The following is a 17,255-nucleotide window of genomic DNA, read 5'->3' on the forward strand; positions in this document are numbered from 1 at the left end:
TATTTTTTGAGTAGGCGGTGTTTATTTGTGGAGGAAACATCGGCTATAAGGAGGATATTTTTCCCCTTTGCTTTTTAAGCATTTTATAAAATCACAATAAGGAACCTTAAAGTCTACCAGAAATGAAAACACTTCAAAACTACTTTACACTTAACAGGATGCAAACCCCACCCGAAAGGCTCGAAAAAAATGAGATAGCAAGCATTATTTCAGAAAAAAACGGAAAAAGCATTGCCAAATCCGCGTTTGCCGCCTTACTTACGGGTAGCTTATTAATTACTTTGTATGGTTGTGGCAAACCCACTCCTAACCCAACTCCCCCTCCGGCAAATACCACGGGCTGTGCTATTACAGGTGATGTTGACGAGGCCCTTGGCTCCCGTATATTTGAGTATGACGATAAAGGCCTCCTTGTAAAAATGACAGGTCCTAATTATTATTATGGCCCTTTCGTCAGAACTATTACCGCTGCTAAAGCTGTGGATTCCTATCCTACTGAATCGGTTAGTGGTAATGGCACTCATTACAGCGGCAATATTAACATTACCTATAATTATAGTGGTGGCAGCGGCAATATTTATGATGGCAATCCCGAATATTTACACGAATCGTTTGTTGCCTCTAACCCGCCTAATGTATCCAAAAGAGACTCGCTGTATCAATTTAAATACGACGACGCAAAGAAACACCTGACTTCGGTTTTAATAGCAACTAACGGTTCCCGAGACGCCGACGGCTTTACGCTTTTCAGATATGAACTCAATTTTACCTATGATGCCAATGACAACGTAACACAAGTAAAAATTGTATATGATTACGAGCGGAAGTTCAGCGCTCCTCAAACAGGTGAGAGCCGGATCGATTACAAACAAACTTCTGATGAAACGCTGAATATTACTTATGACGATAAACCTTCGCCATACACGGTCATCGCCAAATATTGGAAATTTATAGGCGAAGATTTTAGTGGTTTTGGCGCCTATAACCTGGATAAGCTTCGTTTTTGGGCAGGCCGCTGTGCCATCCTGAGTAAGAATAACCCGGTTAAAATTACCGGGAAACTGATAACCACCAGTGGCGCAGCAGCTGTAGACATTAACGTAGCCCTTACCTATCAATACAACGAGAAGAATTTTCCGCTTAGCATGACAATTAATGGTGCAGGCGTAAATGCGTTTACTTATAACTGCAAATAGGTTCCTGTTTATTAGATAATGATGCTATGCTTGTATTGTGGGGAATAGGTTAGATGGCTATAAAAATATTAAAATTATAAGACAAGGCAATTCATGATTATTTGCGTGTTGGTTAACTATGCAACAAACGCGAAAGGATTTTTCCGCCTGTTTATGTCTCTTTGAGTTCCTTGTAATACTTTCCTATAGTAAACGTGTTCAATCATTAATTAAACTACAACACCTTATCCACTTATGAAAAAAAACTATAAATCCGGGATTTACTACTTTGCAGTGAATGCGTTAAAATTAGCCACATTAATAACTGTTACCAGCTTGCTGCTTTTTGCCGGCTGCAGCAAAGACTCGCCTCCCGCAACTAAAACAGACACAGGAACTGGAACTGGAACCGGGACTGGAACGGGCACTGGAACCGGAACCGTTATTGATACCCTTACTGCCAGCAAAGTTGCTGTTGCCGCTTTAGATGATGAGGTAAATACCTTTATGACCACTTATAACGTTCCGGGGGTATCTGTAGCCATTACCAAAGGGGAAAAGCTGGTTTATCTGAAAGCCTATGGTACAAGTGATAAATCTAAGAACAGCAAAGCTGTGATCAGCGACCGTTATCGTTTAGCCAGTCTTTCAAAACAGTTTACGTCTGTTGCCATTATGAAATTGCTGGATGAGGGCAAAATAAAGCTGGATGATAAAGTGTTTGGTGATGGCGCTCTGTTAGGTAAAACCTATGGCACTAAAACGTACGGTTTGCATATTACCGATATCACGGTTGATGAACTGCTGCATCATACATCCGGGGGCTGGGGTAATGAAGTGAATGACCCGATGTTCAGCAACCCTGGAATGACAGCTGCACAACTCATCACCTGGACCTTAGATAACCGTCCGCTTGACCATGTACCGAGCACGAACTATGACTACTCGAATTTTGGTTACTGTATATTAGGACGAGTGATAGAAAAGATTACCGGACAGACATATGAAGAAGCGGTGAAAACATTGGTGTTAAAACCCATCGGAATTACAGATATGACCATTGGCGGTAACACAGTTGCCCAGAAACTATCAAAAGAAGTTACTTATTACGGCCAGTCTGGTGAAGATCCATATGCATACAATATCAGCAGGATGGACTCACATGGAGGATGGATAGCGACAGCTGCAGACCTGGCCAGATTCCTGGTTTATATTGATAAGTTTCCGATACGTACGGATATTCTGTCATCATCGGCCTTAAATTTGATGTATACCGGCTCAACAGCCAATACAGCTTATGGATGCGGCTGGGCCATTGCAGGCAAAAATTATTTTCACCAGGGAAGTTTGCCTGGTACGGCCACTGAGCAAGCCCGCCTCGAAAATGGATTTAATTTTGTGATTTTAACCAACACCCGCAGTTTTGTAGCCAATTTCGACAATGATTTAGACCAGATATTCTGGAAGGCTTACGCCAAAAATCCAAGCTGGTCTACAGACGATTTGTTCACTAAATAACTAAATAGACAACCCACTCTACAATCATCAGGAAGTCGTAAATGTGTTCAAATAATTTCCCGCTCTGAATGTTAAATAATCGGATCAGGGTTTTAATAATTCTATACTACAATTGAACATTTATAGAAGCCAATATTTTCAAATCTTCCATAAAAGAGTTCGAAAATTGTGTACTAAGACACTAAAGGACATTCTATTATGGATGTTTCCTTTTTTTATACCCATAAGAAAATGATAGCCAGACCGTTAGATCACCACAAAAAGAGTTCGAAATTTTCCGGTAAGACTTTATACTAATTTTGAATCGGGTCTATTTTTATTCAAATTATTGGGCAATGACGCTTTTCCAGAGTTCGATTTTCTCTTAAGGTTATTTATACTAAGAGTGAGCTACAACTCCAATGCCGGTTATGGTATTGGCAGCACTTTTCAAACGGTAAAGGAATTAGCGCCCAATAGTACCATTTTGGAAGGGTTTTCGACCAGGGTGGCATTGAAAGGGATGGTATTTTGTTCGTCATGGCGGGTGAAAAAGAAAAACAGGCTAAGGAGGAAATAAAGACATAGTTGAAAAAATAAAGCTGGCACAATGATCAATTACAACAATAAACTCAGGGGTGGCATACTGGTCGTATTGTTGACCTGTACTCTTGCGGCTCATAGCCAGCAATAGCCATTTGGCAATTTAAACTTGGTTGATTCGGACCCAGTATTGCCTAATATTCTTGGGACGGCAGGAAGCGCGGCGTTAACAGCCCGTGCGGTCAGCGAGCTAAAAGCTCCCCTTTAATAGATAAAGCAATACATTACCTTTATCTATTAAAGGGGGCTTACCTTCGGCCATATTGCAGGTTTACTGGAATAAGTATCGTGTTTTGACTTTCCATGATGCTAGGCGTCAAAATTTGTTGCCAGTCCAAATTATATCCCTCTTTCTTTTGATGAAGATATTCTATCCGGAATGGGTAAAATCCTTTAGATAAAGGCACAATACATGTCTGGCCGAAGTCGTCACCATCACCGGTAAAGGCAATGACTAATTTATTATCAATATATAGCTTAGTGCCTTTCTCGCCGCTGCCCAATGTAAAAATGTAATATCCCACTTCCTTCGATTCGAGTAAGCCGTCTATTGTCAATGCGTATTGATTTTTCCGCGGTAACTTATCGATACTGAAATTATTGTCGGTTATGCCCGTTTTTGCAGGTTTCAGTTTTGTAAGATCCGGCCATTCATTCCAGGTTCCTTCGTAATAAGCATAGTTAAATCCGCCACTTTGCCAACCCTTAATGTTTGAGATCGGCTTCGGCATTTCTTCGTCGAAGAAAAGGCCTGTCATCGTTTTATCATACCGGCTTCGGTTGGTGAAGACCTTATAGGTTACTTTGGCCGGGCCGTTAACCGTGATCTCTGGCTGAACTTTTAGGGAGTTCATCCTAGGGACGGTTCCGTCAACCGTGTAGCGCAAGTGAATCGGATCCTCATAATAGAAAAGCTTAAAAGGTTTATCTTTTGAAACAATGCCGTGCATAGGAGAAAAATACATGTTCTTGATATAGCCATCATAGGCAAACTTCAAGCCATCATAGGTGCCTTTTAGTCCTACAGAGCCGTGCGTTTCACCTTCGTAAATATTGAGTTTCCATTTCAAGCCTGCAGGAGCCGTATTTTTCAGAATAGTTTCAAGGGTATCTATTTTCATGTCCTTCATATCACTTTCCCTGCCTGCGATGAAGAATGTTGCATTTTGAAATGGTAGTGTTGGCAGTTTAGCTGCAGCTATTTTTAACACATAATTGTTATCCCACCAGACACTCGGGTCAAGCGCAATATAGGATTTGAAAAGCATTGGCTCCTTGACGAGTGCGTAAAGTACAAACATACCACTTAAAGAGTGCCCCCAAAGGGTATTGTCTCCGTTGGAAGGATACTGTTTGTTAATGTAGGGGATTAATTCATTCTTGATAAATCCGAGGAATTTATCCGCCCCGCCTGAATTTTTCCAGGTGTCCAAATGGGTAGGTGCGAGGTCTGCGTTCCGGTCGGGCTCTATTATGCTGACAATAATGGTTGGCGGCATGAAGCCCTGGACCTCTGCAAAATAATGCACCTGGGCTATCAATCCCGCATTCCAATCGCTGCCATCAAGGTTATAAATTACGTCATATTTTTCCGTACTCCCGGGCTTATAACCGGGCGGCAGGAAAACCTTAAATTGACGCTCCTGGCCGAGTATTGACGAATGAAGAGAGTCCAACAGACCGTGCTCGCCGATATTGATGTCTGTACCTTGTGCCGTAGCGGGATTATTCAGACTGCCAATCATTATGAACAACATTAAAGAAAACAGGGCCGGTGTTACCTTGTTCTTAATAAAATCAAGTCTTGAAGTTATCAGATAACTTTTGAGCATTCTGTGTTTTAATTAATTGTTTTTTATTTTATTCTACCCGCAGACAATTAGCCAAGCTAGCGACAATCGCTTTTCCGGCACGAATGGTTATCTAAAAGAAACAAGCGCAATGCCAATTCATAAACAATTAAAAGTCAATTAAATACAAGACAACACCTTTCAGCAAGTGTACGAAAGTGAACATGATCGTGCGAAAACAGCACAGGACACGATTTTGTTGTATATATCTTTCGAGTTGTAATAACATTAGCAAATACAGCTTGATTCTTCTCTTCAGATCTTGTGCAAATAAAAACCCCACTCACCAGAGCGGGGATAAATGACTGATTTTTAACACACTATTAAGAGATTCAAACTATCACATCTTCTGGTTAACAGTTACTACCAACCTGCTTTGGTATCATCGGCACGAGGGTCCGCACCGCCCTGATAGCCGCCAGAAGTTTTTAAAATAGCATCCACCCTTCCTATCCCGTTAATGTTGTTCAGCTTGTAACCCTTTTGTGTGAGCTTGCTTTGGGTGGCTTCGCTGAAGGCACCTTTTTCCACTGTAACATTATCAGGCAACCACTGGTGATGGAAACGTTTAGAAGCGACAGCTTGCTGCATGTCCTGATCAAACTCTATCACGTTTAATATCGTTTGAAATACGGATGTGATAATGGTTGACCCACCTGGTGTGCCCACCACCATAAATAACCGGCCATTTTTTTCAATAATTGTTGGCGTCATTGATGATAGCATCCGTTTATTGGGCTGTATGCTGTTGGCCTTACCGCCTACCAGGCCGTACATATTTGGCACACCCGGTTTTGAGCTAAAGTCATCCATCTGGTTGTTCAATAAAAAGCCGGCTCCTTTCACAAATATTTTTGAACCAAAGGAACCATTTAAGGTGGTAGTAACAGATACCGCATTTCCATCCTTGTCGGTAATAGAATAGTGTGTGGTTTGATCGCTTTCATACCCTACAATGGTACCCGGCTGGATACTGGCGCTTGGTGTGGCAGCATCCCAGGTAAAGCTATCCATACGGGACAGGATATACGAATCTCTTAACAAACTATCCACCGGGACTTTGAAAAAATCAGGATCGCCTAAATATTTGGAGCGGTCGGCATATACCCGGCGTTCAGCCTCGACCATCAGTTGCACGGTAGAGTCCTGGTTATATCCCCACCTATGCAGGGGATATTTTTCAACCGATTTAAGCAAAGAAATTAAGGCAATGCCGCCGCTTGACGGCGGGGGCATTGTAATAATCTTATAATCCTTATACTTGCCGGTAATGGCTTTGCGCCATACCGAGTGGTAAGCTTGAAGGTCGGCTTTAGATATCAGGCCGCTCCCGCTTTTCATTTCTTCAACAATCTGATCGGCTACGGTACCTTCATAAAAGCCTTTGCGACCCTTATCACGTATTTGTTCCAGCGTTTTTGCCAGGTCTTCCTGTATCAGCAGATCGCCTTCCACCCAAGGCATTTCTTTTAAAAAATAAGATTTGCCTGGGTTGGCTTTTGCAAAAATGTTTGCGCCCCTGGTTAAGCCGTCTGCAAGGCGCTTGGTGATCTTAAAGCCATTGCGCGCCAGGTCTATTGCAGGCTGCACCAGTTCGGCCCATTTCAACCTACCATATTTGCGATTGGCTTCCACCATACCGTCCACAGATCCCGGAACGCCAGAGGCCTGGTGCGAGCCGGTGCTCATGCCAGGTATCACGTTTCCGGAAGCGTCTAAGAACATATTGGCGCTGGCGGCAAAGGGGGCTTTTTCCCTGAAATCTAATGTATTGGTTTTGCCCTTTGCCGAACGGTAAACCATAAAGCCGCCACCACCAATATTACCGGCTTCGGGGTAAGTTACGGCCAGTGCAAATTGCACAGCTACCGCAGCATCAACCGCGTTGCCTCCTTTTTTTAATATAGCGAGGCCTACCTGTGCTGCGTCAGGATAGGCACAAACTACCATTCCGTTGGCATAGTGATCATTTGATTGTGCATGTACTGTTATTTGCCGGGTAGCAAATAACAGTAGCAACATGCCATATCTTTTTAGCATGAAATTATATTTTAGGGGTTAATTTATGTGATTGCTGTTGTCTATTAATAATTGATCATATCATCCAAAAAATCCATATCAGGCATTCCTATCGGCGCCCCCGGCGGCATGTCAAGCGCAGGGTCGGGGGTAAACTTTGATGGGTTTTCATGAAATTCGCCAATCTCGGCCAATGCAAACAATACGTTGGCTTTTTGCTCATCATGAATGCCAGGTAATTTGGCGGTCAGCCAATCCTTAAGCTCATCAATTTCTAAAAGCGCCTGCCCCCGTACACTTTCAGAGGTGCGGGTATCAGCCGCCAGTTCAAGCAAATATTTCAGTGTCAGATTATTGACCAGCACCTGTAACTCGCCTTTATAGCCCGGTAAAACCGGTGCCTTCCAGGTTTGTTCCAGCAATTTGTTGGTGATAGCGATAAAGCCGGGTTGTTTGCTGTCGCGGGCATGGTATTCAATTAACCTTGCGGCGCGTTCGGCATTTAACAGCGACGAGATCGTTTCGGCCGCGGCAGATTCTGCTGCAGCAATCGGGTCAAACGTAGGCCCGGTATAACCGGCGAACGTTTCCACGCTGGACGGGTATCCGGTTGGGCGTGGCGGTATTTTGGAGATCAATCCATCCGGCAGGGCCAGTGCTTCTGGCGAAACGGTGGCCATTAAAGCATCAAAAGCACTCCATTGTACAGCTGGGTCCACCATTCTTGTTGGTTCCTGGCCGTCATTTTTAATGGCATGCGTAAAATACAATCCGCCTATGGATTTTGCTACAGCCTCTACCTGGTATCTGTGCAGCAGGTAGGTTGGTACCAACACTTCTTCCAGGGTTGCCAAAGGAGCATCTTTGGCGATGGCTTTTTCAGAGAACCTGTCTAAAGCTGCCCTGCGTATCTTCATCAACTTGTTCAACTCCGCTATCGGATCCGCGCCATCATCCCATTGGTGCGATGCGGGGTGGGCATAGCCGCCAATATCAGGTATATATTTAAAGCCTAATTTGATGGTCTCATTCATAATTTTATCGAGCGCGGCATTTTCGTCTGTTCCTTTCGGGAAATCACTATAACCCCACATTACCGCGCGCTTATCCCAGCTGCCAATTCCCCTGGCATAAGCGTCGGATACATCAATAGCGCCATCAGCTTTAATAGAAAGGCGGGGGAAAGGGTAATCCATTACCGATGCACGGTCCTTTTCACTGGCGGCAAAATTATGGGTAAAACCAAGTGTATGGCCAATTTCATGGGCGGCCAACTGCCTTAAGCGGGCATAGGCTACCTGTTCCAGTCTTTTATCAAACGGTTTACCACCCTCATAAGGTTGCAGCAATCCTTCCATAATCAGGATGTCCTGCCTGTGCCGGTCTGATCCCAGCGTAACCACGCCTTTAATGATCTCACCTGTACGCGGGTCGATATAAGAGGCACCGTAAGAAAAGGCACGGTTCCCCCCTGACCGGTTTACCCAGTTCACAACATTATAGCGGATATCCATTGGGTCGGCACCTTCCGGTAGTTCTTTAACTAAAAACGCATTTTTATACCCGGCCGCTTCAAAAGCCTGGTTCCACCATGCGCCGCCTTCAATCAGGGCTTTTTTGATCAGGGCAGGCGCACCTCTGTCCACATAATAAACAATGGGCTCTACGGGTTCGCTTACCGCTGCATTCGGATCTTTTTTTGCCAAACGATGACGGCGGGTAAATTTTTTCTCCAGCGGTTCATTCAGCGGTGAGGAAAAATCAATATAACTGAAGATATTGAATGATGAACGCGGATCAAATTTACGGGGTTTGTAGTTGCCGTCAGGCAGCTCAATAAACGATTGATGCATTTTGACGGTAACAGCGGTTGGGTCAGGTGCTATGCCATCGCCACCGCTACCACCGAAACCTCCACCGCCTACTACTGCTCCGGTTAGGGTAATCAGTGCTTCAAACTCTGTGTTTTTTGGAAAGTTTTTGGTATTGGGCATATAAACAGCCGAACGGGTATCATCAATGCGATAAGCGCCAGTGCTGGCTCCTGCTGCAGCGCCCCTACCACCGCGCCCCCCACGGCCGCCTCCTCCGCCTGCAGATGTGCCCCCAAGCCTGCCGCCAATATTCTGGCTATCACGTACAATAAAAGGTGTCAGGTCTATCAATACTTTATCGCCTTCAATGGCAACCGGCACAAAGCCCCATATCACCGATTTAGCGAAAGCATTTTCTACTGCTTTAATCTCATCTGCATTGGTGGTATTGGCCCGGTAGCCGTAGTTGGGCTCAACCAGTAAGATCTTGGGGCCTACTTTGATGAATTTAGCAATCGCGTCTGAGGCCTGTCCGCGTTCCGCACTTTTGCCGGCGCCATCGGTTAATGATTTAAAATAGAGAAATTCGGTATCAAATTTGTCTACTTCCAATAAGATGCGACCTGTTTTATCATCATAATAGAAATTAAAATAGCCGTCAAATTTTTTCATTCCCTGTGTTGCCGCAGCAATACTTGTGGCCGGGATGCCAACTGCCGCTCTTCCCGCCCCACCCCGGCCGCCAGCTGGCTGAGTATCTTGTGAGAAAGCATGATTGCCCAGGGCAATTATACCTGCAAATAATAAAATATATTTTTTCATTACCGTTTATTTATTGAGGGTTTTGTACAATTAGTAGATTGATTGATGTTTCGGCGCTGGATATTGGCCAGATATAGCGGTTATCGGTAGCTAAAATTGCCGGCGCATTGCCTGCTGTACCCGATTTTGCAGGTAGCGTTAAGCCCAGTCGTTGTAAATCCGGCACACGGAAGCCCTCGCCCAAAAACTCGATCTTTTTTTCCTGTAAAATGGTAGCTATTAAAGCCGACTGGGTGGCAATACTTACAGCCGGGAATACATAGGTAGCGTCAGAACGGTTCCTTACCGCAGTAAGCAGGGCAACTGCTTTGGTCATATTGGCCACATCGCCACTACGGGCCAGGGCCTCGGCAAAATTCAATAACACTTCTGCATATCTGATAACCGGTACCCAATCAGAATAAGTACTGGCCACTTTATATTTACTAAGCCATTTTTGGCCGGTGTTGGTAAATACCAAGTCCTTACGCGCATCGGTTGAGGTTGCTGAACTGTATACCGGGTCGGCAATTGTGCCCGAAGCATTTAAATAAAATTCGCCGTTACCCGGAGCAATATTAAAGTAGTAAGCCAGCTGATTTTGTGTGCCAGGCGTTTCGGTAGCTGTAAACGGCAGGGAGAAAACAGACTCCAAACCGGCGTAGCTTCCCAGGAAAACGGTAGCGATATTAGCCTCCAGTTTATTATTAACGCCGCTTGCCGGGGCCTGGAAAGGGGCTGCAGCCGATACGATCTTATTGCATTCGGTAATCACGCCGGCATAATCGCCCTTAGTCAGGTCAACCCTTGCCTTTAAGGCAATAGCCGTATTTTTAGTGGCCCTGGTGGTATTTAAAATAGTTGTTGTGTAGTTAGCAGGCAAACCTATTTCGGAGGCATCCAAATCAGCCAGTATCTGCTTGTAAACGTCTGCAACAGAGCTACGGGCCAGTTGGTTATTGGCGTTAGAGCTTTCAGCAATTAACCGTAGCGGCAAACCTAAGCTTGTACCCCCGTTTAGGGTGTATGGCCGGGCATAGGTTTGAACCAGCGCGAAATAACATAAGGCCCTGATAAACTTGGCTTCGCCGGTAAAATTAGCGTACTGCGCCGTTGTTATTTTACTTTGGTTGAGCGCTAAACCGTCCAAAAATGTATTTACCGAGTTAATAGTGGCATATCCTGCACTCCACAGACTAACCACTTCGCTTGTGCTGGAGTTAACGGCCTGCAGCCAGGTTTGCTGCCCGGTCACAATATTGGGTTTATTCATAATAAACTCATCGCCTCTTAACTCGTTATAAATGATTAGCCTACCGCCATAAAAGCTACCGCTCTTCAACGAGGCGTATAAACCATTAATCTGCGCAACAATCCGCGTAGCATTATCAAATGCATTAGCATCGGAGATATTGGTAATATTGGTAGGTTCAAGCAGGTTCTTCCTGCAAGCCGTCCCGCATAATAATAAGCAGCTTAACAACAAAGCCCTTAAAATTACTGTGCTATAATTTTTTATAGTTTTCATCATCTTCTAATTAAAATCCTACGTTAATGCCCATGGTGAATGATTTACCGGCAGGAACAGAGTTCTTGTCACGACCGGAGGCGGTATTAGAATCGCCGTTGGCCGAAATTTCAGGGTCGGAGCCGGTGTATTTAGTATATAAAATGATGTTGCTTGCCGAGCCATATATCCTGATTGAGGAGATACCGGTTTTCCTAAACAGCTTTACAGGGAAGGTATAGCCTAACGAGGTGTTACCCAGTTTAACATAGCGGTCACTCTCTACGTTAAACGAGTTGGGCAAAACAGAACCGCTCGCCTGCTGGTCATTATAATGCAGGGCTGGGATATCAGTGATCTGACCCGGGGTTGTCCAGCGCCTTAAGATATCAACCTGATTATTAAAAAAGCGGTTGTCCAGCAGCGTTGCTTTAGTACCGTTGTAGATCATGTTGCCGCCTGAATAAACAATGTTTACATACAGATCGAAGTTTTTGTATTTAAACGTATTGTTAAAGCCGCCATAGTAGGTTGGTAAAGTGGGGCCCATCACAACGCCGTCGCCGTAAGCATCCAATGCGGGCGCTTTTGTTCCGTCGAGATATGTCCAGGCTCCCGATACCGGGCTGTATTGTACTGTTTCGCCATTCCTGTTTAAGTAAGTTCTTAAACCGTTAGCCGGGTTAACCCCTGTTGTTTTAACTACGTATACCGAGGCCACCGAATAGCCAACCCGGGTAATGTTGGTGGTTTCCAGGCCGCTGGTCCAAATATCGGTATTATTAGCCAGGGCGGTAACGCGGTTCTTTAAAGTACTGAAATTAAAGCCGGCGGTCCAGCGGAATGGCCCTTTATCAATGATATGTGCCTGTATATCAAACTCGAAGCCGCGGTTATACATAGAACCTATATTGGTATTGATAGCGTTTGCGGGAATGCCTTTAGAAGGAGATTGCGGCGCGGCTAAAATTAAACCGTCGATGTTATTATTGTAATAATCGGCATCCAGGGTTATCCTGTTTTGCCATAGGCCGATATTGAAACCAATATCAGTTTTTTTACTTGTTTCCCATTTCAAATTGAGGTTGCCGGTTTGCGAAAGTGCCAGGGTGGCTACGCCGCCGTAAACACCTGGTGTATAAAGCGTTGATGATGCATAGTCACCAATATTAACATTACCCACAAGACCGTAGCTGGCACGCAACTTAACAGAAGAAACCGTCTTGGATAAGGATGATTTTTGGTAAAAATCCTCTTCTGAAAGGTTCCAGCCAATGGAGCCACCGCCAAAATTTCCATATTTATTGGTAATTGAAAGACCAGAGAAACCATCCCTGCGGAAACTGACGCTGAGCAGGTACTTTTTCTTATAATCATAAAACATGTTACTGAAATATGACCGGTAGCCGTTTTCGGTATAATTACCGGTTGCGGCGCTTACAGTTGTAAAACCGCCGGCAAACGATTCAAAATAGGGATCCGACAAACCTGTACGCGTGGCGCTAAAACCGTTTATTACGGTATGGATCACTTCATATCCTGCTAATAAACTGATGTGATGATCATTAGCAAACGAGGTAGTATAGTTCAGGGTATTGGTAAAGTCGGTTCGGTAATTGGTGGTATACCGGCTTGTAGCCGAACCGTTGGTGGCGTAGCCGCCAGCCTGGTAAGGATTGTTGAAACTGATATTGGATACATTAAGGCTGTTAATACTATAATTAGTTTTGGCCTTAAAGCCTTTAAACAGCTCCCACTCGGCATAAACCAATCCCAAATAGTTATTGCTTTCTGACGAAAATTTATCATGCTGCAACTGCGGTAAGGGATTATAATAACCTGTCAAGTTGGTATTAGGGCCTAAGCCCAAGCCACTGCCACTAATATTGTAAGAGCCATCTGGATTAAATGGCAGCACGTTTGGAGGTAGCACCATTGACTCGCGCACCAGGTTGTTTAGGCCAAACGTATTGTTAACGCCGCTGGTTAGGTTATTATTGATAGCATCGCCGTAGGTAAAATTTGTACCGATGTGCAGGCCTTTGATCAGCCGGTGATCCAGGTTAACCCTGGCCGATTTGCGTTCAAAAGTATTTTTCACCAAAAAACCTACCTGGTTGGTGTAACCCAGAGAAACGAAATAGTTTGTTGATTCGGAAGCTCCTGAAACACTCAGGTTATGGTTATGTGAGTGCCCGGTTTGGTATACGTAATCATACCAGTTGGTTTCCTGTATGGACCCATCGGCATTTTTCCCCAAAAAATAAGTTGGCGTTAGTCCGGAATTTACCTGCGACTCGTCTTTGATGGTTACATAATCTGCGGCGCCCAACAGTTTGGGTAATTTGGGCTTTTTAGTGACGCCATAATAACCATCGTAAGTAACTTTTACTTTACCGATCTTACCTTTTTTGGTAGTAATAACTACTACCCCATTTGACGCACGTGAGCCATAAATGGCTGTGGCTGATGCATCCTTGAGTACTTCAATAGATTCGATATCGTCGGTATTAACGGTTGATAGCGGATTGTTCTCGGCAGAGTTGCCCACATCACCAGTAAATGATGTGATACCATCAATTATAATAAGCGGATAGGAACTTAAATTGATAGAGTTGGTGCCCCTGATCCGGAACACGGGCACCCCGTTTAATGAGCCGCCGTTTGAGGTGATCTTAACACCCGCGGCTTGCCCGGCCAGGGCCTGGTCAAAACTGGGTAATGGCCTGTTCTCGATGTTTTTGCCCCCTATGTGGGCAGATGATCCGGTAAACTCCGCCCGGTTTTGAACAGTATAGCCGGATACTACCACTTCGCTAAGCAAATCTGACCGGGGAGAAAGGCCTATATCAATAATGGTTTTTGAGCCTATTTTAACTTCCTGCCGTTCGTACCCAATAAAGGTGAATACCAGTATACCACCGGCATCAGGAACATTAAGTGCATAGGTCCCGTTAATATCTGTTTGCGTGCCTGTTTTTGTCCCCTTTACAGAAACGGAAACACCCGGTAGGGGCTTCCCCTTTTCATCATTTACGGTTCCTTTGATCGGGAAGGAAACCGGCGGTGCGGTTACAGCTGTTTGTACCGGTTTGGTTGCATAATTTTCTTTTAGTTTAAGCACTATTGTTTTGTTTACGATAGCATAGGTAAGCGGCTGGTTGCTGAAGCAGGCATTCAGTACTTCTTCCAGCGGCGCTTTGTTGACAACGATATCAACTTTCCGGGCCATGGCTATCCACTCCTGGTTATACAGGAAGAGATAGCCTGTCTGTTCCTTAATTTTACTGAACACTTTGGCCAACGACGCATTGTGTTCGTTCAGGGTAACATTTTGAGCGTAAGTACTTGCACTTACCTGTATAAAAGTTGTAAATACCAGTAAAACAATTAACTTCATACGTAATAGTATCCGTTTATTTATACTAAAATTTGAAAAGCCTTTAAAGACCAGAACCTTTTCAAAATTCTCACTGGCCTGGGGTAAGACCGGAAACCTGGAGTTAATTATATTCCTTATTTTTCGGAATAGTAATGCGTCAACGACCGTCTTGTAACAATGTACAAGCGTGTTTTTGCAAATAGCAGTTAAATGCATAATTTTGCATGATTAAGGTTAAACATTAAATTTCGGGAAGAAAGATTTTTTTTGATTGGCCTCAATCTGATAGCCGGAACGCTGTGAACGTTCCGGTTTTTTTATTGAGGTTATGGGTAAGTAATTATGGGTCCATAGCCTGTGTTTAAGGGTTAAAAATTAATTAGTTGATTATCGTGACCTTGTTTTCTTTCAGCGTGCTTTTTACCCCGCTTATTTCAAGCATTTTTAAAATCTCTGTTAAATTTGAAGTGCGGGCAATATACCCCGTTAGCTGATTTGCCGGCACTTTGCCCTGGTAAGTAATTTCAACACCATACCATCTTCCTATTTGCCGCATAATAGTTTTAGTATCCGACTTATTAAAGCTAAACAGACCATTTTTCCAGGCGATACTTTCCTGTGCATCCACAGTAGAAACCTTGATCTGATCTGTAATTTCTGCTTGTTCGCCGGGGACAATCATTTGATTGGCCGAACCTTTTTTTACTTTGACAGAACCTTCTAATAAGGTGGCATTGATGTTTATTTCATCCTGATAAGCCATAATATTAAAATGTGTTCCTAAAACCTCTATTGATGCATGATTAGCCAGCATAACTTTAAATGGTTTGTGCTTATTTTTTGCCACCTCAAAATACGCCTCGCCGGTTAATTCTACCACGCGTTCAGTTCCGTCAAAGGCTGTTGGATATTTCAGGCTGCTCAGGGCATTTAACCAAACTTTGGTACCATCGGCTAAGCTTACTTCGTACTGGCTGCCCACCGGTGTCGAAATACTGTTGTATTGTATGCCCGGCGCAGCTATGCCGGCTCCTTCGTTGCGGTAGCTCAATTTCCCGCTGTCTGTTTTGTCTACCTGCGTGTTTCCCTGTTTGGCAACCAGCCCCTTACGGGTTTGATCCAGAATTACTTTTGAACCGTCGGCCAGGGTAAGTATCGCCTTGTTGTTGTTTTTTGTTCCTGATAAAATGGCCTGATCGCCGCCTGCGCTAATTTTATTAAATGGCGACAGGTGATAAATCAAGCCGACGCCTGCAAGCAACAGTAGGGCAGCTGCGAGCTTACGGCTATGCCCTAGCACTATTTTAATTATGAACGGCCTACGCCTAATCAGATGTTCTTCCTGCGCCTCCTGTATTCCTTTAAATAAACGTTCACCTAATTCAAATTCAGTTCTATCCCCGCTTTCCCAGTTAATGACCCCGGAGGATTCCTGATTGTACCATTTATCCAGTTTCATCCGCTCTTCGCTGGTAAGATTGCCACTTAACCATTTCTCCGATAATTCTTGTAATTCTTTTTCAGTCAAGTGCAGTATTTAAAAATGATTTGCATTTATTACATAGCGTGTAGAACCAGTAAGCCACCCTTAGTGAGCATGAAAATATTTTTTACCGGAGCGCCAGGTAGACTATAGTGCAGGAGAAAAGTGTAAGGCAAATGAAGTTATTAAGACTTAAGCGCAGGATTTTAAGCGCTTTACTAATATGAGCTTCAACTGTTTTTGGGGATATAGCCAGGTTTTCAGCGATCTGCTTATCGGAAAGTCCTTTATCCCGGCTCAGTTTGAACACCAGTCGGCACTTATCTGGCAGGGAATCAACCAATGATTCTATTTGCGATCTCAATTCGTCAAACTCAAGCCATTGTTGCGTAGCATTATCTGCAACTGCCGGAATTTCCAGGTCGTCAATATATAGCGGCTGCTTGTTCTTTTTCGCCAATTGCGTCATTACTTCATATCTTATAACTGATGCGATATAGGTGTGAAAAGTATATTTAAGGGTTATAGTATGCCTGCGTTTCCAAAGGTTAATAAAGGCATCCTGAACAACTTCTTCGGCAATGGTATAAGATTGCAACTGGGTATAGGCCTTAGTCAGCATTTTTTTCCAGTACCTGTTGTAAAGCATTTTAAAAGCAATGGCATTGTTCTTGGCTATTAAAAGGATCAATTCTTCGTCTGAAAGGTTTTTTGACAGTTCCATTTACTAAATTGATAACGTACCTAAGTTAATATTGCCTTTATTTTAAATTAACGTTATAAATTTAGCAATTCATTAGACTTTTAGGCACACAGATTCAAATATGTAAAAATATTACGATTACATCATTTTATTATAAAAAAAATGGCCGCCAATTACATTTCTTTCACAAAAACAAACAAAAAATATAAAATATTTCAACACAAATCAGTACTTAGATAAAAAAATCACAAAAACAGTGATTTAAAATACAAGATATTTTTTTTCAATGATTTTCAGTGATTAAACCAAGCCAATTTAACATCCTCCCTAAAAGCCTGAACTTAAATACTAAGCGTAGTCATTTCAAAATTGGTCAACCGGGGTCAATCAGGTGTAGTTTATCTAGCTATCCATTTTATTA

General features: G+C 43.6%; 10 protein-coding genes. 3 read left to right on the forward strand and 7 right to left on the reverse strand.

The window, feature by feature from the left end; all coding sequences use genetic code 11:
- Nucleotides 1–122: 122 nt before the first annotated feature.
- From BLR84_RS12565 to BLR84_RS12575, 3 genes are all read left to right on the forward strand, one after another.
- Nucleotides 123–1,196 (forward strand): hypothetical protein, encoded by a 1,074-nt coding sequence (locus BLR84_RS12565; RefSeq protein ID WP_090468404.1) that lies wholly within the window; start codon nt 123–125, stop codon nt 1,194–1,196.
- Between the two features lie 234 nt (nt 1,197–1,430).
- On the forward strand, nt 1,431–2,693 hold the full coding sequence (locus BLR84_RS12570) for a serine hydrolase domain-containing protein (protein WP_090468406.1): 1,263 nt from the start codon (nt 1,431–1,433) through the stop codon (nt 2,691–2,693).
- Nucleotides 2,694–3,078: 385 nt separating this feature from the next.
- A complete protein-coding gene (locus BLR84_RS12575; RefSeq protein WP_218128312.1) occupies nt 3,079–3,252 on the forward strand; it encodes a hypothetical protein in 174 nt (57 codons plus the stop codon).
- A 271-nt stretch (nt 3,253–3,523) separates the two neighbouring features.
- Here BLR84_RS12575 and BLR84_RS12580 read toward each other — a convergent pair whose 3' ends face one another.
- The 7 genes from BLR84_RS12580 to BLR84_RS12610 form a co-directional block, all read right to left on the reverse strand.
- Entirely contained in the window at nt 3,524–5,107 is a 1,584-nt protein-coding gene (locus BLR84_RS12580) for an alpha/beta hydrolase-fold protein (RefSeq protein WP_090468408.1), read from the reverse strand.
- A gap of 381 nt (nt 5,108–5,488) precedes the next feature.
- Complete coding sequence (ggt, locus tag BLR84_RS12585; protein WP_090468410.1) at nt 5,489–7,165, reverse strand: gamma-glutamyltransferase; 1,677 nt, start codon at nt 7,163–7,165, stop codon at nt 5,489–5,491.
- Between the two features lie 44 nt (nt 7,166–7,209).
- Nucleotides 7,210–9,780, reverse strand: coding sequence for a zinc-dependent metalloprotease (locus BLR84_RS12590; protein ID WP_090468412.1), 2,571 nt, complete (start codon nt 9,778–9,780; stop codon nt 7,210–7,212).
- 10 nt (nt 9,781–9,790) lie between these two features.
- On the reverse strand, nt 9,791–11,287 hold the full coding sequence (locus BLR84_RS12595; protein ID WP_090468414.1) for a RagB/SusD family nutrient uptake outer membrane protein: 1,497 nt from the start codon (nt 11,285–11,287) through the stop codon (nt 9,791–9,793).
- A gap of 10 nt (nt 11,288–11,297) precedes the next feature.
- Entirely contained in the window at nt 11,298–14,666 is a 3,369-nt protein-coding gene (locus BLR84_RS12600) for a SusC/RagA family TonB-linked outer membrane protein (protein WP_176852048.1), read from the reverse strand.
- A gap of 361 nt (nt 14,667–15,027) precedes the next feature.
- A complete protein-coding gene (locus tag BLR84_RS12605; RefSeq protein ID WP_090468418.1) occupies nt 15,028–16,176 on the reverse strand; it encodes a FecR family protein in 1,149 nt (382 codons plus the stop codon).
- Between the two features lie 82 nt (nt 16,177–16,258).
- On the reverse strand, nt 16,259–16,855 hold the full coding sequence (locus BLR84_RS12610; RefSeq protein WP_090468420.1) for an RNA polymerase sigma-70 factor: 597 nt from the start codon (nt 16,853–16,855) through the stop codon (nt 16,259–16,261).
- Between the last annotated feature and the right edge of the window lie 400 nt (nt 16,856–17,255).

The sequence above is a fragment of the Mucilaginibacter sp. OK268 genome (genome assembly GCF_900103125.1).
Lineage (GTDB): Bacteria > Bacteroidota > Bacteroidia > Sphingobacteriales > Sphingobacteriaceae > Mucilaginibacter.